Consider the following 22873-nt stretch of genomic DNA (forward strand, 5'->3'; position numbering starts at 1 on the left):
ATCTATAATTGCTATAAAAGTTACAAAATGATAAATTTTTATATGTGATGAAAATAAGAGGTGATAATAATCGAGTTAGATATTTATACAGGCGTTTTGGAATATAAAGGAATTAACTTTTCATTTGTTTTTGACAAACAAGAATTACGGTTGATTCCGCCAAAAGATAAGAAAAAGGAAATTGAACATGAATGGTTTATGCATAAAATAGGCGAAGGCGTATACGCAGGAGGAGATCATCCGCAGATGGAACGGCCATTTCTGGTGGGAGTGTGTAATGAAGATGGAAACAAAATGGTATTTATTACACAAGAAGGTACATATATTGGAAGATATAATGCTGTGCTACGTATCGAAGTTATCGCATTTTTCGTGTTGAAATATGGAGAATGTTCAATTAATAAAATGTGTTTTTTAAGTCCGGAAATTAATTGTATTCATTCAATAGGGCAATCGTTTTGCTTTGAATATGATGAAGATTTTATTGAAAAGGGAATAGTTCAATTAAGAACAAATGAGTTTTCTGCTGTTACTACAAAGGCAGAAATATTTGAATATAATTCAAAGATTGTAAAAGTAACATTTGGTGCATCAAGAACACTTAGTAGTGGTGTGACAGAAACGCCGTTAAAGTTAAGTTCATCATTGTGTTTTGAATTTGATAGTACAGAGGATTATACATTCATTTATTATTTGTGGCTAATAGCAAAACGCTTTATACAATATTTATGTTATAGAAAAAATGTTTTCTTTTCTAAAGTGGAATTGTCAACATCTTACAAAGAAAATAAACATATAAAGATTGGAGAATTATATGTTTTAGATGATTTGGAAAATCATGATGTTGAAGAAGAAGTGCTGAAAAAGGGGTGTTATATAAGACAGAATTATATTGCGGGGGCAGTAGGTCCGATACTTCAGTCAATAGCAGAAGATAGCATATATTTAAGACATTTACCGCAAAATTATGAAGAAGGACATCACATAGATGCCGCAAGATTTGTAATGATTACAGCAGCATTTGAGTGGGAATTTCGTAGGATTTTTCCAGAAGGAATAAAAAAGAAGGAAAAGAAAATTAAAGCAGAAGAAACAGTTGTACAATTATTGACGCCATTGATTGAGAATAATACTGGAGAAATTAAAAGCATTTTAAAATATTTAAAGAAATGTGTGGGAAATGATCCGTTATCGAGCAAACTTACTTTTGTTGGAATAGAACTTGGGAACATTATAGATATTTTTGGAAAGCATTTATATGCATTAAATGGTAAGAAGTTAAAATATTCTGAAATGGGGGAGCGACTGGCCGCTCAACGTAATAATTTTGCACATGGAAATTTGGATAAGGATTTTGATGAACTGGCGTTACTGGATTTGATTTATCTTGAGTTAATATTATATGCAATGCAATTAAAATTTTATGGAGTTGAAGATGTGAAAATTAAGAAGGCAATTAATGATCTTTTTCATAAGAATATTAGAATAGATGAGTAAGTGGATAAAGACCTTTGGAATGATGAGAGTGTTCATTCATAAAATTATGTTATTAAATTATAATAAGTACTTAGAAAATTTGATGAAGATGATAAGTTGAAAAAAAAGATATATTAAATTAGATATATAGGCTGAAGAGAAGAAAATAGTTCAATTTACTTAAGGAGAGTAGATATAATGGATACAAATATTGTAATGGCTTTAATATCAGCTGGGGCAGCATTGCTAGGATCCGTAATAGGTGCGAGCGCAACAATAATGGCGACTATATTAAATAAAAAAATGCAAGAAAAAGGGAAAGTAACATTATATATGAGACATGTGGCGTCCAATTCGGGAAAGAATTGGGGATATTATCAAGGAAGTAGGGGGATGTATTTTAGAGTGCCGCTTTGGGTAGATGTAATTAATGAATGCGGTATTCCCCGGATAATCAGAGATATTAATCTATATGCGTATAAAGAAGGGAAAGAAGTAAAAGAATTTACGCAGATACAAAGAATTGGAGATGGAGAAAATGCTTTTAAATTTGGAGAAAATGAAGCATATACATTAGTGATACCAGAAAGAAGTTCTAAAAGATACAATCTGGAATTTATGTTGCGAAAAAATGATATAAATACGGAAGAACAGGAATTTGATCAATTAGTAGTAATGTATTTTGATGAGAAAAATCGAAAATATGTGTATAATTTGGAAAAAATAAATATTTGTTGGAAGGTTGGAGAATTAAAAAATAGAAAGGAATGGATTCAGCTCAGAGAACTAATATAAATATTTAAGGTAGGGTAAAATATAAAAAACATTTGTAGTGATGAGAAAAGCATAGGGATTTACATTATATTTTAAAAATTGGATAAGGCTTGAATGGTAGTAAATGTCAAATCATTAGCCTAGTCTAAACTTCTCTTTTATGAGATGCTCTAAAAAATGCAAAAAACTATTAGTTGTATATTTTGAATGCATAGAATCATCTGCACAGTGATTTAGAACCACCCTATTGCTTGAATGGCTCACCTTTGCGGAAGGTGAGTCATTCATATAAATCGTCATGCGTTCGGAAGGAGCTGCCGGTGGCAGCTCCTGTAGATATGGGCTTTAGCTTGTTGAGGACATTGGAGTTTTTTGTGTTCTGAAAAATGGAGGTGTCTGAAACAATACTCCACCTGCTATGCAGGTGGAGTCATATCGTTATACAAAAAAATCACCTTTCCGTTACAATAGAGTTGTTCAGGCACTATTGCAGAAAGGAAAGATGATTTTATGGTAAATAAGAATAACGATTTGAATTACACAAAATGGATGTGCAAATATCACATCATATTCATTCCAAAGTATAGACGAAAAATAATTTATAATCAATTGAAAGTTGATATAAGAGATATTTTTCTAAAATGAATTTCTAAATCTATCACCTAATGGAAAGGGGAGATTTAGAAATTTATTTTAGAATTCTTAAAAAGAGCAGGCAGAAAAAGGCAATCAGGAAGCCATCAGAGAACTTTAATAGCGTAGAGCTATTGCAATGGAACGTTCAAGAAAATCAGCAGAAAAGTGTAAATGAAGAGCAGAGAATGACCCTGAATATGCGAAGTATTTGGAAGAAAGAAATGCAGAATATAGCAGATGGTATATTGCAAGGGGAATGGAGCAGATGGAAGCCTTGAAATCTAGGGCAGAAGTCAGAAATTATGAAGCCCAAAGTCGGCTTGCAGAACGTAAATAGTATCAGGTTAGAGCCACAGTGAAAAGCTACAGAAAAATGTATGAAGATGTATTGAATGAAGACCCTATTCAAAAGATAGATATGAAAAAATACTGGCTATGAGACGTGAAGCGTGTTGTGCAAGAAAAAAGTAAATAGAATATCTATATGATCATGATACATTAGTCACAGAATTGATGAGAATAAGTGGGAGCGATGCAATTATTATAGTAATGTTTATTGTAAGTCGAGAAGGTTGAGCGAGAGGTAGAAACAACGAGCAAAATTTGCAAAATTAACTTCTAGAAAAATCAAGATATTTTGATTTGCCGGAATTTACTCTTGCAAAGGATTAGCTGAACTGGAAATAAAACTTGCAAACTGGAACCTCGGATTCCAATTCAGCCAACGAGCAAGAAATAAGATGAATTAGGTTGGTAACTTCAATTTAAAATAACAATATAATGATTTTTTATCACATAAAGTAAATAATTATTGGTAATAAGATGAGAAATATGGTATATTAATGATGTACCAATTGTCAATTTCATTGAATAAAAAATGAGGTGTTTATGAAAGTTTGTTATGACAAGCTATGGAAGCTTTTGATTGATAAAAAAATGAAGAAAACCGATTTGATTAAGAATGCAAACATAAGTTCAAATGTACTGGCGAGAATGGGGCATGAAGAACCAGTGTCGTTGGATAGCATTGGAAAAATATGTGAATTTCTTAACTGTACAGTAGATGATTTAATTGACATTAATTATGAGGAGTAATTAACATGAAGACATTGAGTTTGTTCTCCGGGGCAGGTGGATTAGATATAGGGTTTCATAGGGCAGGGTTTGATATTATTGGATGTGTAGAAATTGAGAAGCAATATTGCGAAACATTAAAAGCTAATAGGAATAATGGTACATATTTTAATCCTGATGCAAAAATATACTGTGAAGATATTAGAAACTTTAATCCGAATGAGTTCGCAAATAAGGGAATAGAGTGTGTTATTGGCGGACCGCCTTGCCAGCCTTTCTCTGCTGCTGGAAGGAGATCTGGTGGTGTTCCAGGAATGCAAGATGATAGAGGAAAATTATTTGAAAGCTATTGTAATGTATTGGATATTTTACGACCAAGAGTTTTTGTTTTTGAAAATGTATATGGATTAAAAGGAGCTAATAATGGAGAGGCATGGAATGAAATTAATAAATCTTTCTCTGCTTTAGGATATACAATTAAGGCAGAAATACTTGATGCAGCTGATTATGGAGTTCCGCAACATAGAGAGAGACTCATTTTAGTTGGGACATTAGATACTGATTTTATTTTTCCAGAGCCAACAAATGGACCTGATTCACATACAGGAAAAGATTTGGTTTCAATTTGGGAAGCAATAAAAGATATTGAAGATGAAGCTGGTAATACGTCTGAGGATATAGGAGGACTTTATGGGCACTTGCTTCCGTTGGTTCCGGAAGGATTAAATTATTCTTTTTTTACTAAAGAAATGGGATATCCTGAACCATATTTCGCGTGGAGATCTAAATTTCATGATTTTCTGTATAAAGCAGATCGAAACAGACCATGTAGGACATTAAAAGCACAACCGGGAAAGTTTACTGGTCCATTTCATTGGAATAATAGACATTTTACAATACATGAATTAAAACGAATTCAATCATTTCCAGATGATTATAATATTACTGGAACTAATAAACAGATTATTGCACAAATAGGAAATTCTGTTCCACCTAAATTAGCGGAAGTGATAGCTGTTTCTATAAAAGAACAAATATTGCGACCAACAAATAATCTTACGTATCCTGTAAGGTCAGAGAATTTCAAATCAACATTTAGAACACGACAAAGGGAAATTAGTAAACTTTATAAAGATATTGCTCAAAAAGAGATAGAGAAAAGATTTGGAAACCAAGAAGTTTCTAAGATGTATGAATCATCAGACTTATCTAAGAGTGGAGAATTTGAACAAAAAAAAGAGACTTTTCTTTTTTTAAAAAAATATTATATTGGATATATTAATAGATATAGCAAAAAAATAACAAATAATCGTCCGTCAAAAGCGCAGGTATTAAAGTATACTTCATTACATAGAGTAGCTTCTGACTGTAAAAAAGGAAGGTTTAAAATAAAGTCTGTATCTTGTAAAGAAACTGTTGATAAAAATTACAAATTCAGGGTTAGTATTACGGGATTAGAAAAATATTTGTTAAAGATTGATACAGTTGATTTTGAGGGAGATTTAATAAATGTAGAAGAGGTATTTGCAGAATGGGATATAATTCAAAAAGAATTGGTAGATATGAGCCAATTCTATTCACTAATTGATATATATGGGCATTATGCGAACCGAGGTGATACGGTAAGAATTAAAACGGAATTGAAGAGTAAGACGGATAGCTTATTGGTGAGAGCAATAAATTATTTTGGTGATTCCAGTAACTGTGGAATATATCTTTCAAGAGATATTGTAGCTCAACAATTAGGAATACCGTTAGATAAAATTGAGATGATTATTTCAATGATGAGAGAACTTAGATTTGATGTGAGAACAACCAATACTCATCCAACAATTAGAACCGATGAAATTATATGCACTTATCCATTTCCGATGCTATCGGATCGAGTAATGTTTGATAAAGGTAAGGGGGCAGTAAACAATGGCTAAAGAAAATGAAGAAACAATAGAACTAGGAGAAAAAGAAAAACTTACGGAAATTTTATCAGAGTGTTATGAAGTGGCGGAACTTGAAAGTAAAAAGGATGATATAGGTGATTTAATAACAGCAATTGGTGAAGAGGATTCAAAGGTAATAATTGAACTTGCAAATATCAAGCATGCTTGCCGAGGTGCTGCAATAACATTGGCAATATACAAAATTTTACATCCTGAACAAGATATTAGAAGCCATAAAGTAGAGTATGAGAATGGTTTTTCGGCAAGAGGAGTAGACCATAACGTAACAGTTCCATTTTTGATTCAAAAAGGACTACCATATAATGTAGATACTCATTGGTTGAGTCAAACTCTCTCTTATTCACAACCATACATGCCAGATGTTATATTAAAAACAGTGCCCAAGAAAGTTGGACCAGATTTTATAATTACGGCTAATATGATACAAAATGCAGATTCCACTGAAAGAGTAAAGAAAATTACTATTCTGATTTTAGAAAAAATGATAGAGGAGAGAAATAAGGGGAATATTCCATTAACAAAGCCTAAAAATTTGAGTATTGATCAAATAATGGAGATTCTTCATAGACAATTCTCGACCAATTATGAGAAAAATGCACCAAGACTCCCACAAGTAGCTGTGTATGCTATTTATAAATGTTTGATGAATGATGTCGATAGGTATAGTGATTTTGAATTAAAGCCGTTGGAAAGGATGAAAACTGCAAATAGAAAGAGTGGAACAGTTGGTGATATAGATTTATGGGAAAATGGACGACCAATTGAAGCAGTTGAAATTAAATATGAAATTCCAGTGGGAATTGCACATGTAAGTGAGGCAATTCAGAAAGTTCAGACTGAATCAGTAGAGAGATATTTCATACTTTCAACAGCAAAACCCGATTCTAATGAATGGGATGAAGTTCAGAAATTGATTAGTGATTTTAGAAAATCAAATGGCTGTGAAATAATAGTGAATGGTGTATATGAAACAATAAAGTATTATTTGAGACTTTTAAAATCCACAAACGAATTTGTAAATGCATATACAGAATTACTAGCTATAGATGAAGATATAAATTATGAGCATAAAGTGGCTTGGAATGCTATATGTGCAGAAAGAGAATAAAATATATTATTTGAAAGGGGACTCGTTTGAGTGTCTTAGCTGGTCAAAGGTACAAACATTGTCCAGTTAGTGGCATTTCACTACTAAGTACTGGTCATTGTTTGTAGCAAAACTTCATAAGATGAAGCAACTTCGTTGCAGAGTACTTCGAAAAAAACTAAATATTGTTATTATTAACAGACTGAGTAGAGAGATTTACTTGGTCTTTTTCTATGAAATAACTAACAATTTATATGTGGGATATAGATTGTTTGAAGTGAATACGTTTACTGAGAATTAGGAAGAAGGTATTTGGGAATTCTTTGGAAGAAAAGAATTTCAAGAAAATAAGGAAGTAGTGACAAATGAATTTAAAAATGCATTGAAAGTTGGTTATGAACAAGGTAAAGATCAAAATATATTAAAAGAAACATATATTGATGTACTTAACGATGCATGCAAAGTTATAGATTTAGCACTTGCAGGATGTGTTGCGTGTATAGAAAATCAAATTGATATTATAGGGGCTATTCAAAAAGCAAATGCTGAAAGTGATTCAAAAGGTTTTGATGGGGTGAATGGAACTATGCCGGGAATAGTTTCAGTGTTTCAAAACAATATTAAATTTTTACAGTATGCACCATTAAAACAAGGCGGAGTTATTTTTGCAAATACAAATTCCTATATTATTTCGTTTGATTCAACTATGGAAAAATATATTCATATTGTAAGACCTGATAATATAAAACTTATTCAAAAGTTCAAAAATAAAGTATAAATAATGTAAAGTGTGATATCAACTATGCCGGGAACTAATTTTAGAAGTTTTTTATTTATATGCTGACGAAAGCGCTGCCAACAGCTACAAAAAAGTCCTGGACTATTTCGAACCAAAGCTTTGGATTGGTATGACCGCAACACCGGATAAACGAGACGACAATCTGGAAGGCAGGAACATTTACGAAATCTTTAATCATCAGATTGCATATGAGATTCGTTTGCAGGATACGATGGAGGAGGATCTGTTGTGTCCGTTCCATTATTTTGGAATCACGGATCTGGATATTATTGCGGATGCGGGAAAATCATCCGAAGAAAAGGTGGAGAACTTCCGCTATCTGACATCCGAAGAGCGTGTGGAAAATGTCATGAAACAGGCGAAATATTTCGGATATAGTGGTGACCGCGTGAAGGGGTTGATTTTCTGTAGCCGTATTGATGAGGCGAAGGAATTATCGAAGAAATTCAACGACAAGGGCTGGCGGACGCTAGTGCTGAGCGGTAGTGATTCGGAAGAAGCGAGAGCAGTAGCGATCGAACGGCTGGCAGGAGAAGAATCCGAAGATGCCTTGGACTACATCATTTCCGTAGACATATTTTCCGAAGGTGTGGACGTGCCGGAGATCAATCAGGTCATCATGCTTCGTCCGACAGAGTCGCCGATCGTGTTCATCCAGCAGCTTGGTCGTGGACTTCGAAAAGCCGAGAACAAAGAATATGTCGTTGTACTGGATTTCATCGGAAATTATCGGAATAACTTTATGATTCCGATTGCGCTGTCAGGCGACCGCAGTTATAACAAGGACAATATCCGCTGCTATGTCACGGAAGGCGGCAGAGTGATTCCGGGCGCGAGCACGATTCACTTCGATGAGATTTCCAGAAAGCGGATTTTCCAGGCGATTGATAATGCGAACTTCAGCGATATCAAATTAATCCGGGAGAATTATACGAATCTGAAGAATAAGCTGGGGCATATCCCGGCGCTTGCGGATTTTGATAAATATGGGGAAATGGATGTGCTGCGGATCTTCGGCAATAACAGCTTGGGTTCGTATTACAAATTCCTTGTAAAATACGAAAAGGAATATACCATCCGGCTGTCAGAAGACGAAGAAAAAGTGATCGAATTCATTTCCAAAAAGCTGGCAAGCGGATTCATGAGCTGGAATTGTTGAAACGTACGTTGCAGTATCGCCATGGAATCATTGGGCGTCTGCGGAAGCGTTTATCCGAGACGTATCAGTGTGAGATGGACGAGCATTGCACGGAAAATGTGATCAATATGATGACAAATGAATTCCCGACGAGCGCAGCAAAGAAGACTTACGCACAGTGTGTATTTCTCAAGAAGGAACAGGATGATTACGGCATTTCCGATGTGTATGGGAAAATGTTAGAGAATCCGGAATTCTGTGCGATTCTGGAGGAACTGGTGGACTTCGGAATCTCGAGATATAAGGTCAATTACAGTTACCATTATCAGGATACGAATCTGGTATTGTATCAGAAATATACATATGAGGATGCCTGCCGTCTGCTGAACTGGGAGAGAAATGAAGTGCCGCTGAACATCGGCGGTTACAAATATGATAAGAAGACTAAGACATTTCCGATATTCATTAACTACGATAAGCAGGATAATATCAGCGATACCACGAAATACGAAGATCATTTCGTAGCAGAGAACCGGCTGATCGCGATTTCCAAAAGCGGAAGAAGCATGGACTCAGAAGATGTGCAGAATTTCCTGAACGCAACAGAACGTGGCATAGATGTGCAGCTGTTTGTGAGAAAGAATAAGGATGATAAGATATCCAAGGAATTCTATTATCTGGGGCGTGTGATCGCGACTGGGAATGCGAAGCAGTTTGTGATGCCGAATACGGATAAGACGGCGGTGGAGATCGAATGGGAGCTGGAGACTCCGGTGAGAGAGGATATTTATCAGTATATTGTGAATGAAATGAAAAAGAACTCAAATTTGAAGTATAAATTTGAGTTCTTTTTTAGTTCATAAGAATAATATTTGAGTTTCTCTCATAAACTTAAATATAGTGCTAGAATCTAAAATATAAATGGAGGAACTAAAATGACAACAGAAGAATTATATGACAAACTAAAATTAATTCAAAAAATGAAATGCGAAACGCAGAATTTGGAATTGAAATCAGCGGAGCAAGAATATCCGAAACGATTATATGATTCTTTGTCAAGTTTTTCTAATCAGGATGATGGTGGCATTATTGTTTTTGGAATTGATGAGAAACAAGATTATAAAGAAGTTGGTGTTTATGATGCTCAGGACATTCAAAAGAAAATTAACGAGCAATGCTTGCAGATGAATCCGGTTGTACGGCCGCTTATTACAGTTGTGGAGAAGGAAAATAAAAAATTTGTTTCTGCTGAAATTCCCGGAATAGATTTGGCAGACAGACCTTGCTATTATCAAGGACGTGGAAGGTTGAAGGGGTCCTATACCCGTATTGGGGATAGTGATGAACCGATGACAGAATACGAAATATATAGTTATGAAGCATATAGAAGAAAATATCAAGACGATATCCGTGAGGTTCCGAGAGTAACATTAATGTCATTGGATCAGGAAGAACTGAATCGTTATGTTGAACTGTTAAAGAGAGGAAAACAAAGATTAGCAACACTTGATAATGAAAGTATTTATGAACTTATGAGCATAAAGCGAGGAGAGAAAGTAACGCTTAGTGCGACTTTGCTTTTTAGTCCATATCCACAGGCATATTTTCCACAATTGTGTATTACGGCAATTGTAATTCCTGGGAGAACAATAGGAAGTCTTGGCGACATGGGGGAAAGATTCTCAGATAATCAGAGAATAGAAGGAACAATTCCGGAAATGTTGGATGAGGCATTATTATTTGTGAAACGCAATATGCGGACAAAGACAATTATAAGTCCGACAACCGGACGAAGAACTGACAGAACAGACTATCCAATAACAGCGGTTAGAGAAGCTATTATAAATGCATTAGTACATCGTGATTATAGTATTCATACAGAAGGAATGCCGATTCAACTTATAATGTTTGAAGACAGGATTGAAATACATAATCCAGGTGGATTATATGGAAGAATCACTATCGACCAATTAGGAAAAATTCAACCGGATACAAGAAATCCGGTACTTGCATCGGCACTTGAAACATTGGGAATAATAGAAAACAGGTATTCGGGAATTCCAACAATCCGGATGGAAATGGAGAAATATAACTTAAGACAGCCAGAATTCTTGGATGAAAGAGGAAGTTTTATTGTAAAACTATATAAAGAATCAAAGAATGATTATGAAGATATGTCAAATGATGAAGAAACAAATAATTTAATAGTATTTTGTAAAACACCGCGTACAAGAAAGGAAATTTGTGATTATCTGGGGTTAAATTCTGTTACTTATGCTATACAGACGTATGTAAATCCATTAGTAGAAGCTGGCGTAATTAAGTTGAGTATTCCAGATAAGCCAAAGAGTCCAAAACAGTTATATTATAGCGTAGAAAGAGAAAAATGAGAGAAGACCAATTCCTGCGGCAGCGTCTGCAGAAAGAAATCCCGATTGAGATTTCACCTGTTTTAAGAGATTTAATAACTGTTATATTTTGTTATTAAATTCTCCGCAAACCCTTGAAAATCTTTGTGTGAATCCTCTATTTCGGACAGGAGATAATTTGACAGGAAATTTCAAAGAAGAGTATAATACATATTAAGACATTTTGAATCGGCATGTGTCCGGAAGAAGCTGTCACTGGCAGGTTCTCTGTATTATAAGCAGGTTCGAAATAGACGCTATGGGGGAAAATAATTTGGAAAAAAAACTGACAATAAATGATATAGCCCAGATGTCCGGTGTGGCAAAAAGTACTGTATCAAGATATCTGAACGGGGGAAGCGTTAAAGATGCAACGGCCCAGAAGATAAAAAAAATCATCGAAGAAAATAATTATGAGCCGAATCTGTTTGCAAGGCTGAATGCAAAAGAGAGCCGGATCATAGGACTTACGGTACCTGGATTTAACTCGGTAACAACACCGAGACTTGTAGAAGTAATCGTTGCCTATCTTAAGAAAAATGATTATACACCTCTTATCATGCATACGGAAAATGATATCGAAGAAGAAATACGCTGTATCGAACGGCTGAAGAATATGAATGTAGATGGAATTATGGTTCTTGCGACGGGAAGCACAAAAGAATACGAAGAAGCAGTAAAGAAGTTAAAAATTCCAATCCTGTTTCTTGGACAACGCTTCCCGGGAGAGAATTCTGTCATTAATGATGATTACAATGCAGGATATGCGGTGGGTAATTATATCGGACAACGTAAGTTCAAGGAGATTTATATGCTCTGGGTACCTGAAGATGACCCGGCAGTAGGAGGAGAACGACGCCATGGAGTGATCGATGGACTTATGTCCTGTGAGAAAAAGCCAAAAGAAGTCATAGAGACAACGTTCTTTTATGAAAATGCAATTGAAAATGTACAGAAATTTGTAGATCATATGAAGACACCGGCGGCAGTCGTATGCGCAACAGACCGTATCGCATTTGGCGTGTACAAAGTAATGTCAGAGAAAGGTATACGGATACCGGAAGAAGTATCCGTGGTAGGATTTGGCGATTACGAAGCAGGAGAACTGTTACAGCCGCCACTTACGACGGTAAAATTTGACTGGAAGAACTGGGGGGAGATCAGTGCTGAGTCGATGATCCAGATGATTTTAGGAAAGCCGGTAAGCCCGCTTCAGGTCAACCCGTATGAAATTATAGAAAGAAAAAGTGTAAAAGAGAACTGAGAATCAGGCGGATCTGTCAATTTGACAGACCTGCTTTTGTGCAATATAGACAAATTTAGATATCAATTTTTGGAACCGTTTCCAAAAATGAAATTGCAGTGACGTTTTGTGTTGACATACAAAAGCTGATGTATATAATAAAAACATAGGAACGGAACCGGTTCCAAAACAAAACAATACAAGGAGAAGAGAAATGGGAAAGAACAATGAGTATCTGGAAATATCAAAACAGATCGTAGCCAATATTGGTGGAATGGATAATATCCAGGGAACAGCACACTGTGCAACCAGACTCAGGATCGTATTGAAAGATAATGATCTTGCAGATATTGAAAAACTGGAAGATATCGACAAAGTAAAAGGTGCGTTCATAGCAGGTAATCAGTTACAGCTGATCCTGGGAGCTGGAACAGTGAATGATGTATATGAGGTATTTGCCGAGTATACGAATACACAGAATATGTCACTGGGAGATCTGAAGGAAGAAAGTGCGAAGAGGCAGAATCCACTTCAGGCAGTGATCAAAGCGTTATCTGATGTATTTATCGGAATCATGCCGGCACTTCTTGCAGCAGCCCTTCTGATGGGAATTACAAGCGTCCTTGGCGGACTTGAAGTAGTAAAGACACATGATACCTTATATGCGATCAACCGGCTGGTAAGTCTTGCGTCTACAGGTATCTTTGCAATCCTTCCAATGGCAGTATGCTATTCAGCCGTAAAAAGATTTGGCGGGAATCCGGTTCTTGGTATGGTAATCGGAGCAATCATGTTAGACAGTTCTCTTGCCAATGCTTACCAGGCTGCACAGGGAACCGTTGATATAGAAGTTATCCGTCTGTTCGGACTGAAGATTGAGATGGTAGGATTCCAGGGAGGAATCATCATCGCGCTTATGATGGGATTTGTAGTTGCAAAACTGGATAAATTCTTCAATAAGGTAATTCCGGATGTAATCAAGCTTCTGGTTGCACCAATGCTGACAGTATTTATCTCTACGGTATTACTTTTTACACTTGTAGGTCCGGCAGGACGAATTCTTTCTAATGGAATCACAGACGGACTGATGTGGAGTACAGAACATCTGGGAGCATTCGGGTATGCGTTATTTGCCGGAGTTCAGCAGATCGTAGTTATCACAGGTCTTCATCACATTATCGGTGCGGTAGAAGCACAGCTTATTGCATCGACAGGAACAAACTTTTTAAATCCACTGATGTCTGTAGCTTTATTTGGACAAAGTGGTGCGGTACTTGGTTATCTTTCCCTGAACTGGAAGAATTTAAAAGCCAGAGAGCTTTGTATTCCAAGTTTCTGCTCGACATTATTTGGTATCAGTGAACCGGCAATCTTCGGAGTAAACTTACGTTACAAGTTTCCACTGATCGGTGGATGTATCGGTGGTGCAGTTGCAGGTGCATATGTATACTATTCAAAGCTTACTGCTCTTGGATTCGGTACAACTGCACTTCCTGGAATGGCAATTGCTAATCCGGCACATCACGGGTACATTAACTACATCATTGCACATGCAATCGCGATTATGATTGGATTTGTATGTACAGTCATCTTTGGAAAAATGTGGTCAGCACCGGATAAGAATAAAAATGACAAAAAGAACGATACAAAAGAAAATGATACAACAAAGGCAGTTATTACAGAAGAGCCTGGTGCAGTCTATGCAGCAGCAGAGGGAACAGTAAAAGATATCGAAGCATCGACAGATCCGACATTTGCAAACAAGGTACTTGGAGACGGTGTCGTTATCTTTCCGGAAGACGGAACCGTTATGGCACCATGTAAGGCAACCGTATCACTCGTATATCCAACCGGACATGCAATCGGACTTACAACTGCAGATGGAGCAGAGATCCTGATTCACTGCGGGGTAGATACCGTCAATATGAACGGTGAAGGATTTGAGACACTTGTAAAAGAAGGACAGGAAGTAACAGCAGAAGAAGCACTTATCAGATTTGACATCGATCTGGTGAAGAAGCATGGATACTCTCCGGAGATTCTTGTTATCTTCACAGAGCTTCCGGAAGGAAAGACCATCAAAACAGAAGAAAAACATATTGCAAAAAATGATAAGATGGCTGAAATCGTGTAAGGATAAGGTGGGCAGGAACAGATGAACAAAGAGACATATTTAACAGAATATCCGAAGCATGAAAGTATGAGGGAGAATGTAAAAAAAGATAAAAACAGACTTCACTTTCATATGATGCCGCCGACAGGCTGGATGAATGATCCGAATGGTCTGTGTGAATTTCAGGGTGTGAATCATATTTATTTCCAATATACACCATTTCTTGCCGGATGGGGAACGAAGCTTTGGGGACATTACACAACAAAGGATTGGATTCATTATAAAGAAGAAGAGCCGTTCCTTTATCCGGACGAAGAATGGGACAGAGACGGTGTATATAGCGGATCAGCCTATACCTGTGAAGATGGAATTCACTATTTTTACACAGGAAATGTAAAACTCTGGGATAAAGATTATGATTATATCATGAATGGACGGGAACAGAATACGATTCACGTATTCAGTCCGGATGGAAAGAATATTGCATACAAGAAGCTTGTAATGACCAATGATGATTATCCGGTGAATATGTCCAAGCATGTCAGAGATCCAAAAATCTATAAAAAAGACGGCCGTTATTATATGATCCAGGGAGGCCGTGATGCGGAATCTTATGGCTGTGCACTTTTGTTTTGTTCCGACGATCTGGAACACTGGAAATGGTACGATACGGTGCGGACAGCAAAGCCATTTGGTTATATGTGGGAATGCCCGGATCTGTTCGAGATTGACGGCCAGCAGATTATGACATGCTGTCCACAGGGAGTAGATCAGAAGGGATATGATTACCAGAATGTGTACCAGTGTGGATATTTTCCGGTAGAGTTTGACCTGAAGAACAAATCATACAGCTTTGGAAAATTTCAGGAATTTGACAAAGGATTTGACATCTATGCGACACAGACATTTGCAGATGAAGCGGGTAGAAGAATCCTGATTGGCTGGATGGGGATTCCGGATGCAGATTATGATAATGATGCAACGGTTGCATATGACTGGATCCATGCACTTACCATGCCAAGAGAACTGGAATGGAAAGATGGAAAGATCTTACAGCATCCATTAAAGGAGATGAAAGATCTGCGTAAAAATGCATTTACCTGCGAGCTGGAAGCATTTACAAAGTGGGCGCCTGCGGACTGCTGTTTTGAACTGAGACTTGACGTGGAAGAAGCAAAAAATCTGGAGCTTAAGCTTCGTGAAGATGTTACAATAAGCTGGAAGGACGGGCTTTTTACCTTATCGATGGGAGAAAGCGGACGTGGAAGAAAGCAGCGCTTTGCTAAGGTGGAAGAGCTTTCGGATATTACCATCTTTTCGGATACATCAGCCATTGAGATATTCATTAATAACGGGGAAACGGTTCTGACAACAAGAGTATATAGTGAACATCTTGAACAGAAAGTAGAGCTTGTATCCAGAGAGGTAAAGGGAAGCGTTCATGGATATGAACTTGGATCATTCGAGGTTGAATATAAAAAATAGATTCCGGACTGCATAAGATATAACAGGTGAATATACGGAAAAGAAAATAAAAATGTGGACAGGTTCCTGAAAAAAGAGGTGCCAGTCCACATTTTTTATACCATAGTATGCAAGAGATGCTGTCAGTGGCAAGTTTTATGTATTGCCATGCATTTGTAAGAAGTAGCAGGTGGCAAGTTTTTTGTATCTGACTTTGTACTAGCATATTAGCAAAGAGAAAATTGCAAAATGTATAAAACAGAGATATTTGAATCATCCCAGGGATAATTACAGTAAGTTCAAGTGTCGGGCGAAGAATATTGTTCATTATGTATGCCCCCTTTCAAATAAGAAATATATAAAAGCTTTCTCTCATGCGTTTATTTTAACATAAAGCAGATAGACAAACTAAGGGGCGGATTTACAATTCGTGCTATTTTTTGACTATTCGTGACAGAGCGATTGAAAACGAGAAGTGTTTTTTTATAATAAAAGCAGTAGATGACAAAGGCTGGAAAAAGGAGGAAAGTATAAATGAAAGGAAGAAAAATACTATTAGCGTTTATTATATCTGCAATTACGCTCACATCGGGATGTGCAAATGGTACATCAAAGACAGAGGAGGCAAAATCAGAGCAGAAGACAACAGAAGAAAATGCAGTTGTTCCAATTAAGCCGATTACGGAAAAAGCAATTGATGATAATCCATATATGGCAAAGAGTGATGCCAATGTTCATCAGGACTGTTATAATTCAGATACGACAGATGAAGTATTACCGGTTGATATTTATCCGGAGATTAATGTTTCTTATGAAAAAGTAAATCAAAATGCATCTCCGGCGGTATTTTTTGATACATATGGACATGCAGTTGTTCCATTTCAAGGAGGACTGGCTATCCGTGATATTAATGCGGATGAAACACAGACAGAAGGTTATTTTTCACCGGCAAAGCATGATGGCGGAGGATATGTGATACAAAGCTCATATTCATTTGTAGATGAGAGCAATCGCCTGGTATGTCCGACAAGCAACAACCACGTGCTTATGTTGAAAGCAACAGATGATGCGGGAAATGTCCTTCCGGAATTTGAAAAAGTGCTGGATATTGATATTAAAGCAGCGGCAGAAGAAATTACAGGGAAAACATTGGATCAGAACTTATTATCTGTAGTTTTTGACTATGAAGGAAATTTATGGTTTGCTACAGGCGGTTTCCGTATTTATCCGGAACGTAAACAGCAAGGTGCAATGGGATATATTTCAAGGGCAGCAATTGATGCCATCTTAAAGGGAGAACATGTTGATCTGAAAGAATCTACATTTGTATATGAATTGGAGCCTGGCGAAGGTGCAGAGAATGGAATTGCATCGTCAAAGGAAGGTGCAGTTATATTAACGAATCAAAATTGTTATTTATTAAATGCAAAAGATGGTGTACAGGTGCAGTGGTGTACCCCATATGAAAGCGTGGGAGCGAAAGACAGCAAAGAGGGAGATGAAACTACAGGCGGAGGTCTTGCCTGGGGAGGTGGATGTTCACCATCTCTGACAAGCAAATTAGTTATGTTTACAGATAATCAGGATCCGGTAAATCTGTTGGCATTAGATATGAAGACCGGGAAAATAGTGGCAAGCATGCCGGTAATCGATGAGCTTCCGAAAAATATGCAGGTGTCGGTAGAAAATTCAGCAATGGTATATGATAACGGAGAAGGTACAGTCAGCACAATCGTATGTAACTGGTTTGGAGCCGGAAGTGCTAAACTTGCGGACGCAGACAACGATTCTTCTATACAGACCTATGAAAATATTTACGATGTAAACTGGTTGAAGAAGGGAAATAAGATGGTTGTGCCGGGAGTAGAGCGTGTCGATACCATTAAGACAAAGGACGGATACGAAATGAAGAGTATCTGGTGCAGAAACGATATCCGTGATACATCTATGATGAAGCTTTCTACAGCGACAGGTTATATCTATGGTTATGTTCAGGATCTGGAAAGTGGCATGTGGCAATTCATCATGTTAGATTTTGAAACAGGAGAAACAGCATTTACAATGGATGTCTCAGATAAACCGGGATACAACAATATGGCAATCGGCATGTATGCAGGAAATAGTGGAAATACATTATATTGCCCGACAGGATATCTGGAGCTCTTAAGATTGCAGGACAGATTTGTTTATCTGCCGGAGATGCCTTATCGAAAAGTAGATTTAGACAAGGCAAAGAGAAATGTACTAACACAAGAAGAATTTACAGAAGCCGGCGGGAAAGGAAATGTTGCAGGCTGGCTGAATACGGTTACAGTAGAAAATGTACATCCAAATACTACTGTGGCAATACGAATGAAAGGAATTGCAGGAAAAGCAGATACATTTACATTATATGCATATGATAAAGAGAATAAATTAAAAGAAGTTCCTGCAGAGTTATGGCATATTCAGGAAGAAGATGGAACATTGCCGGATAAACTTACAGAGGATACATTATATGAAGTGCATGTTATGGTAGAAGATGGAGGAGAATTTGATCTTAGTGATACAGAAAAAGAAATTAAGATAGCAGTTATTCTCGGAAATAAATGATTTGTTTTTAAGGAAATCACCTGAGTTGTATATCACAAGGCTCCGTTCTAAAAAAGAATGGAGCTTTTTAAAACTAATGCAAAGCAAACACCCCAAAAATTTAACGAAAGTTAGCAAGAATTCTCCTTCCTCTATAGGTGGGAGATGAATTGCAGAAAAAGAAGATAGAACGCTTGTTCTGTAATGCGAAGTGTGGTATACTATAATCAGTCGAAAGGATAGAAAGGACTGACTATATGGACAAAATGGATCATAATGCACATTCAGTATATTTGATGTATTATCATCTGATCATGGTTGTAAAATACCGAAGAAAAGTAATAGATGATCCGATTTCGGAACGTGCAAAAGAGATCTGGGAACGTATTGCACCTGATTATGGAATCACACTGGAAGAATGGAATCATGATGTTGATCATGTGCATGTTATGTTTCGAGCACAGCCAAAATCAGAACTCAGTAAATTTATCAATGCGTATAAAAGTGCAAGCAGTCGTTTGTTAAAAAAGGAATATCCACAGATCAGGGAAAGACTTTGGAAGGAAGCATTCTGGAGTCAAAGTTTCTGCCTGTTGACAGCGGGTGGTGCACCGATTGATGTTATCCGTAATTATATCGAGACGCAGGGAGAGAAAAAAAGATGAATATAGCTTACCATTTTCGTATATATCCAAACAGAGAGCAGGAAGTTCTGCTCGCAAAAACATTTGGCTGCTGTCGTTTTTTATATAATCAGATGTTGAATGATAAGATACGGGAATATGAAGCAACGAAAAAAATGCTGCGAAATACACCGGCGATGTATAAAAAAGCATATCCATTTTTGAAAGAAGTGGATTCCCTGGCACTTGCAAATGTGCAGATGCATCTGGAAAAGGCATATAAGAATTTTTTCAGGGATCCAAAGATTGGCTTTCCAAAATTCAAATCAAAACACAGGAGCCGAAAAAGCTATACGACAAATGTGGTCAATGGAAATATTCAGGTAGAAGATCATCAGATAAAACTACCGAAGTTGAAATGGATCCGTATGAAAAAACATCGTGATATTCCAGAAAAATATTGCCTGAAATCTGTAACAATAAGTATGGAACCATCTGGAAAGTATTATGCAAGTCTATTATATGAAAAAACTGACTGTGAAAACCAAGCAGAAGAATTAGATTATGAAGACGCAAAGATACTAGGAATTGATTATGCAATGCATGGAATGGCTGTGTTTTCTGAAGATATACAGAAGGAAAATGAAGGATACTTCAGAAAAAGTGAGGAGCGGCTGGCAAGGGAACAAAGAAAGTTATCCCATTGCGTGAAAGGAAGCAATAATTATTACCGACAGAAAAAACGTGTTGCATTATGTCATGAAAAAATCCGAAATCAGAGGAAAGATTTCTTACATAAGCTGAGTCATGAAATGGCAGAGACATATGATGTTGTTGCAGTAGAAGATATTGATATGAAAGCAATGAGCCAGTGTATGCATTTTGGGAAAAGTGTCATGGATAACGGTTACGGAAAGTTTCGGGAATTGCTGGAATATAAGCTGACATGGAGAGGAAAGAAATTGGTACGTGTAGACCGTTTTTTCCCTTCCAGTAAAAAATGCTGTAAATGTGGTAGTGTAAAGAAAGAACTGAAACTTTCGGACAGAGTATATTTTTGTACATGTGGAAATCGGATAGACCGGGATCTGAATGCGGCAATCAATATACGTGAAGAAGCACGCCGCATGTTGTTAGCAGGATAAATGGGAAGTGTCTGTATCCAGACAATGAAAATATCCCATAACTGGGTAAAAATGAATCGCGGGGCACGCGAGGATAGCTTGTAGATACTTGGCTCAGTAGAGCCATTGAGCAAGAAGCCCTCACTTCAAAATCTGTGATTTAAGTGGTGGGAGCATGTCACCCTAAAATGGAATTATTATGATGAGTAATTATATGAGGAACAAAAATGAACATACAAATTTTCGGAACCAAGAAAAGCTTCGACAGTAAAAAAGCAGAACGCTTTTTCAAAGAGCGAGGAATTAAATATCAGTTCGTGGACATGAAAGAAAAGGGCCTGAGCAAAGGCGAATTCAATTCAGTATGCCAGGCTGTCGGAGGAGATGAAAAACTGATTGATCAGGAGTGCAAGGATAAAGATCTGCTTGCGTTGATTACTTATCTTGCAGAGGAAGATAAAGCAGAAAAGATTCTGGAAAATCAAAAGGTGATCAAGACACCGATTGTGCGTAACGGGAAACAGGCAACAGTAGGATATCAGCCAGATATCTGGAAAAATTGGAAGTAAAAGAGTATAAAGAAAGTAAAAAAGGAACTCAAAAATAATAACAAATAAATTTGAGATTAAGGAAAGAATACTGAGTGAGAAGATGATAGATTACAACCGAGAAGACCAATTCCTGCGACAACGCCTGCAGAAAGAAATCCCGATTTTACGGGCATTAATACAAAATCTATATGAAGAACTGGACAGAAAACTCCATTTGAATGGTGCAAAAGTGCCGATAACATTTGGATATGACACGGACACACTGGGATCTTACACCAGACGAAGTGCACATGAAAAAGAGCATTTTCATTTTTCGCTGTTGTTTATTGCATATGGTGTGAAGAATCCGCTGTCCAAAGAGGACCGCATAGATCTGTTTAAGCATGAGTATGCCCATTATATGCAGTACAATATGCAGATTCCCGAAAAGTATAAATGGCAGGCGGGAACGCACGGAAGTGCGTGGAAATACTGCTGTTCTCTAATCGGAGCGGCGCCGACGCCGTATTATAAGGCGGGCGAAGCGCTTATGAATCATGACTACGATAAGGTATTAAAGAACAAGATTCATGATAAGTCCGTGCCGGTCCGGGATACTTATCAGCAACTGAAGACTGCACAGAAGAAAAAAGATGAAGTGGTTCAGTATAAGCTTGGCGACGCAGTGACACATCCGAAATTCGGACATGGAATTGTGGAGAAGATTAATCAGAGATCTGGCGGGGTGCATTTACATATCCGGTTTGATGGGGAAGTGAAGTGTATTGATCAGAAATGGTTGTCGCGGAAGAAGTATATGTGAAAAGATTCAGTAAAAACAAATAAGCAAGGTAGTGAAGTATCTGAAGAGGATAAACGTACACGAAGAATGTTAGAAGATGAGATGACATTTTTCGTGTGCGTAAATTTATATATTGACATACTATCAAAGTGATACTATCATAAAGATAATAATATAGGACGAAAAAAGAAAGAGGTAGTAATCATGCGGAAAAAATCAGAAATGCAAAAGGCTAACGAAGAATTTGTAAAGACTTACGATGATTCAAAATATCCAAAACCATCCGTGACTGCAGACATTGTTATTTTCGGAATGTTTGATAAAGAAGAAGATAATTATAGAAAAATAGCGGAGAAAGAGTTAAAGGTACTTTTAATCCAGAGAGGTGCGGCACCATATGAAGGCTGTTATGCCCTTCCGGGCGGATTTGTTGGTCCGAAGGAAACCATCGGCGAAGCCGCAGAACGTGAATTAAAAGAAGAGACAAACTGCAACTGTAATTTCCTGGAACAGTTCGGTACCTACAGCAATCCAAACCGTGATCCGAGAAGATGGGTGATCAGTAATGGATACATGGCACTTGTCAATGCTGGACAGGAAATAATCCAGGCAGGAGATGATGCTTCAGATGCAAAGTGGTTTGATGTATCATTTCAGGAAGAAGCCGGTATATGGAATCTGTGTCTGACACATGGGGATGAGAAGCTTCATGCAAGATTAGAAGAGACAACTTCGAAGTGGGATGTAAAGAAGAAATTTAAGACTATAGAAAGCGATGACCTTGCATTTGACCACGAGCTGATTCTTGCAGATGCAATCGTACAGCTTCGCAAGTGGATTACGGAGACGCATATAGCGTTCCGGCTTTTAACGGAGAAGTTTACACTGAGAGAATTGCAGCAGATTCATGAGACGGTGCTGGATACGAAGCTTCTGGTTCCGGCGTTTCGAAGAAAAGTGGCTGATCTGGTAGAAGATACCGGGGAGATGACGGGGGATGCCGGGCATCGGCCGGCGAAGTTGTATCGGGAGAGATGGTAAGTTACAATCGAA

At 37.3% G+C, this 22873-nt stretch carries 16 protein-coding genes and 2 pseudogenes; all 18 read left to right on the top strand.

The features are described from left to right. Positions 1-60: 60 nt before the first annotated feature. The 18 genes and pseudogenes from OCV72_RS08370 (at position 61) to OCV72_RS08455 (ending at position 22861) form a co-directional block, all read left to right on the top strand. The gene (locus OCV72_RS08370) at positions 61-1497 is read left to right on the top strand and encodes a hypothetical protein (protein WP_055283122.1); all 1437 of its coding nucleotides are present in this window, start codon (positions 61-63) and stop codon (positions 1495-1497) included. Positions 1498-1674: 177 nt separating this feature from the next. Continuing rightward, positions 1675-2271, top strand: a complete 597-nt coding sequence (locus tag OCV72_RS08375) for a hypothetical protein (protein ID WP_055283123.1) — start codon at positions 1675-1677, stop codon at positions 2269-2271. Between the two features lie 489 nt (positions 2272-2760). Continuing rightward, a pseudogene (locus tag OCV72_RS08380) lies at positions 2761-2883 on the top strand (transposase); the annotation flags it as partial. Positions 2884-3774: 891 nt separating this feature from the next. Further along, positions 3775-3981 carry a helix-turn-helix domain-containing protein gene (locus OCV72_RS08385; protein ID WP_055283127.1) on the top strand — a complete coding sequence of 69 codons (207 nt, stop codon included), beginning with the start codon at positions 3775-3777 and terminating at the stop codon, positions 3979-3981. A gap of 5 nt (positions 3982-3986) precedes the next feature. Beyond that, positions 3987-5888, top strand: coding sequence for a DNA cytosine methyltransferase (locus OCV72_RS08390; protein ID WP_055283129.1), 1902 nt, complete (start codon positions 3987-3989; stop codon positions 5886-5888). Continuing rightward, positions 5881-7026, top strand: a complete 1146-nt coding sequence (locus OCV72_RS08395; RefSeq protein WP_055283131.1) for a restriction endonuclease, SacI family — start codon at positions 5881-5883, stop codon at positions 7024-7026. The genes OCV72_RS08390 and OCV72_RS08395 overlap by 8 nt, the downstream gene beginning before the upstream one ends. 337 nt (positions 7027-7363) lie before the next feature. Then, the gene (locus tag OCV72_RS08400) at positions 7364-7783 is read left to right on the top strand and encodes a hypothetical protein (protein ID WP_055283133.1); all 420 of its coding nucleotides are present in this window, start codon (positions 7364-7366) and stop codon (positions 7781-7783) included. A 61-nt stretch (positions 7784-7844) separates the two neighbouring features. Beyond that, positions 7845-9805: pseudogene (locus OCV72_RS16790) on the top strand (DUF3427 domain-containing protein); the annotation flags it as partial. A 72-nt stretch (positions 9806-9877) separates the two neighbouring features. Next, entirely contained in the window at positions 9878-11332 is a 1455-nt protein-coding gene (locus OCV72_RS08410; RefSeq protein WP_055283134.1) for an ATP-binding protein, read from the top strand. A gap of 292 nt (positions 11333-11624) precedes the next feature. Next, positions 11625-12614, top strand: coding sequence for a LacI family DNA-binding transcriptional regulator (locus tag OCV72_RS08415; protein ID WP_028087351.1), 990 nt, complete (start codon positions 11625-11627; stop codon positions 12612-12614). 193 nt (positions 12615-12807) lie between these two features. Further along, complete coding sequence (locus OCV72_RS08420) at positions 12808-14727, top strand: PTS sucrose transporter subunit IIABC (protein WP_055283136.1); 1920 nt, start codon at positions 12808-12810, stop codon at positions 14725-14727. A gap of 21 nt (positions 14728-14748) precedes the next feature. After that, positions 14749-16191, top strand: coding sequence for a glycoside hydrolase family 32 protein (locus OCV72_RS08425; protein WP_006427688.1), 1443 nt, complete (start codon positions 14749-14751; stop codon positions 16189-16191). A gap of 513 nt (positions 16192-16704) precedes the next feature. Beyond that, positions 16705-18762 carry a hypothetical protein gene (locus OCV72_RS08430; protein WP_055181750.1) on the top strand — a complete coding sequence of 686 codons (2058 nt, stop codon included), beginning with the start codon at positions 16705-16707 and terminating at the stop codon, positions 18760-18762. Positions 18763-18998: 236 nt separating this feature from the next. Beyond that, the gene (gene tnpA / locus OCV72_RS08435) at positions 18999-19406 is read left to right on the top strand and encodes an IS200/IS605 family transposase (RefSeq protein ID WP_055182673.1); all 408 of its coding nucleotides are present in this window, start codon (positions 18999-19001) and stop codon (positions 19404-19406) included. Then, positions 19403-20509, top strand: a complete 1107-nt coding sequence (locus OCV72_RS08440; RefSeq protein ID WP_055182670.1) for an RNA-guided endonuclease TnpB family protein — start codon at positions 19403-19405, stop codon at positions 20507-20509. The genes tnpA and OCV72_RS08440 overlap by 4 nt, the downstream gene beginning before the upstream one ends. Before the next feature lie 206 nt (positions 20510-20715). Then, entirely contained in the window at positions 20716-21057 is a 342-nt protein-coding gene (locus tag OCV72_RS08445; protein ID WP_055283138.1) for an arsenate reductase family protein, read from the top strand. An 82-nt stretch (positions 21058-21139) separates the two neighbouring features. Next, positions 21140-21841 carry a hypothetical protein gene (locus OCV72_RS08450; RefSeq protein WP_055283140.1) on the top strand — a complete coding sequence of 234 codons (702 nt, stop codon included), beginning with the start codon at positions 21140-21142 and terminating at the stop codon, positions 21839-21841. 183 nt (positions 21842-22024) lie between these two features. Then, positions 22025-22861, top strand: a complete 837-nt coding sequence (locus OCV72_RS08455; protein WP_055283143.1) for an NUDIX hydrolase — start codon at positions 22025-22027, stop codon at positions 22859-22861. The last annotated feature ends 12 nt before the right edge of the window (positions 22862-22873 follow it).

It is taken from the genome of Dorea amylophila (assembly GCF_025567265.1).
In the GTDB taxonomy this organism is placed as follows: Bacteria; Bacillota; Clostridia; order Lachnospirales; family Lachnospiraceae; genus Dorea_A; species Dorea_A amylophila.

Excerpts from the sequence above, each read along its gene's own strand:
- OCV72_RS08375 (WP_055283123.1), top strand. The coding sequence starts at position 1,675 with ATGGATACAAATATTGTAATGGCTTTAATATCAGCTGGGGCAGCATTG.
- OCV72_RS08385 (WP_055283127.1), top strand. The coding sequence starts at position 3,775 with ATGAAAGTTTGTTATGACAAGCTATGGAAGCTTTTGATTGATAAAAAA.
- OCV72_RS08390 (WP_055283129.1), top strand. The coding sequence starts at position 3,987 with ATGAAGACATTGAGTTTGTTCTCCGGGGCAGGTGGATTAGATATAGGG.
- OCV72_RS08395 (WP_055283131.1), top strand. The coding sequence starts at position 5,881 with ATGGCTAAAGAAAATGAAGAAACAATAGAACTAGGAGAAAAAGAAAAA.
- OCV72_RS08410 (WP_055283134.1), top strand. The coding sequence starts at position 9,878 with ATGACAACAGAAGAATTATATGACAAACTAAAATTAATTCAAAAAATG.
- OCV72_RS08420 (WP_055283136.1), top strand. The coding sequence starts at position 12,808 with ATGGGAAAGAACAATGAGTATCTGGAAATATCAAAACAGATCGTAGCC.
- OCV72_RS08425 (WP_006427688.1), top strand. The coding sequence starts at position 14,749 with ATGAACAAAGAGACATATTTAACAGAATATCCGAAGCATGAAAGTATG.
- OCV72_RS08430 (WP_055181750.1), top strand. The coding sequence starts at position 16,705 with ATGAAAGGAAGAAAAATACTATTAGCGTTTATTATATCTGCAATTACG.
- tnpA (WP_055182673.1), top strand. The coding sequence starts at position 18,999 with ATGGACAAAATGGATCATAATGCACATTCAGTATATTTGATGTATTAT.
- OCV72_RS08440 (WP_055182670.1), top strand. The coding sequence starts at position 19,403 with ATGAATATAGCTTACCATTTTCGTATATATCCAAACAGAGAGCAGGAA.
- OCV72_RS08445 (WP_055283138.1), top strand. The coding sequence starts at position 20,716 with ATGAACATACAAATTTTCGGAACCAAGAAAAGCTTCGACAGTAAAAAA.
- OCV72_RS08450 (WP_055283140.1), top strand. The coding sequence starts at position 21,140 with ATGATAGATTACAACCGAGAAGACCAATTCCTGCGACAACGCCTGCAG.
- OCV72_RS08455 (WP_055283143.1), top strand. The coding sequence starts at position 22,025 with ATGCGGAAAAAATCAGAAATGCAAAAGGCTAACGAAGAATTTGTAAAG.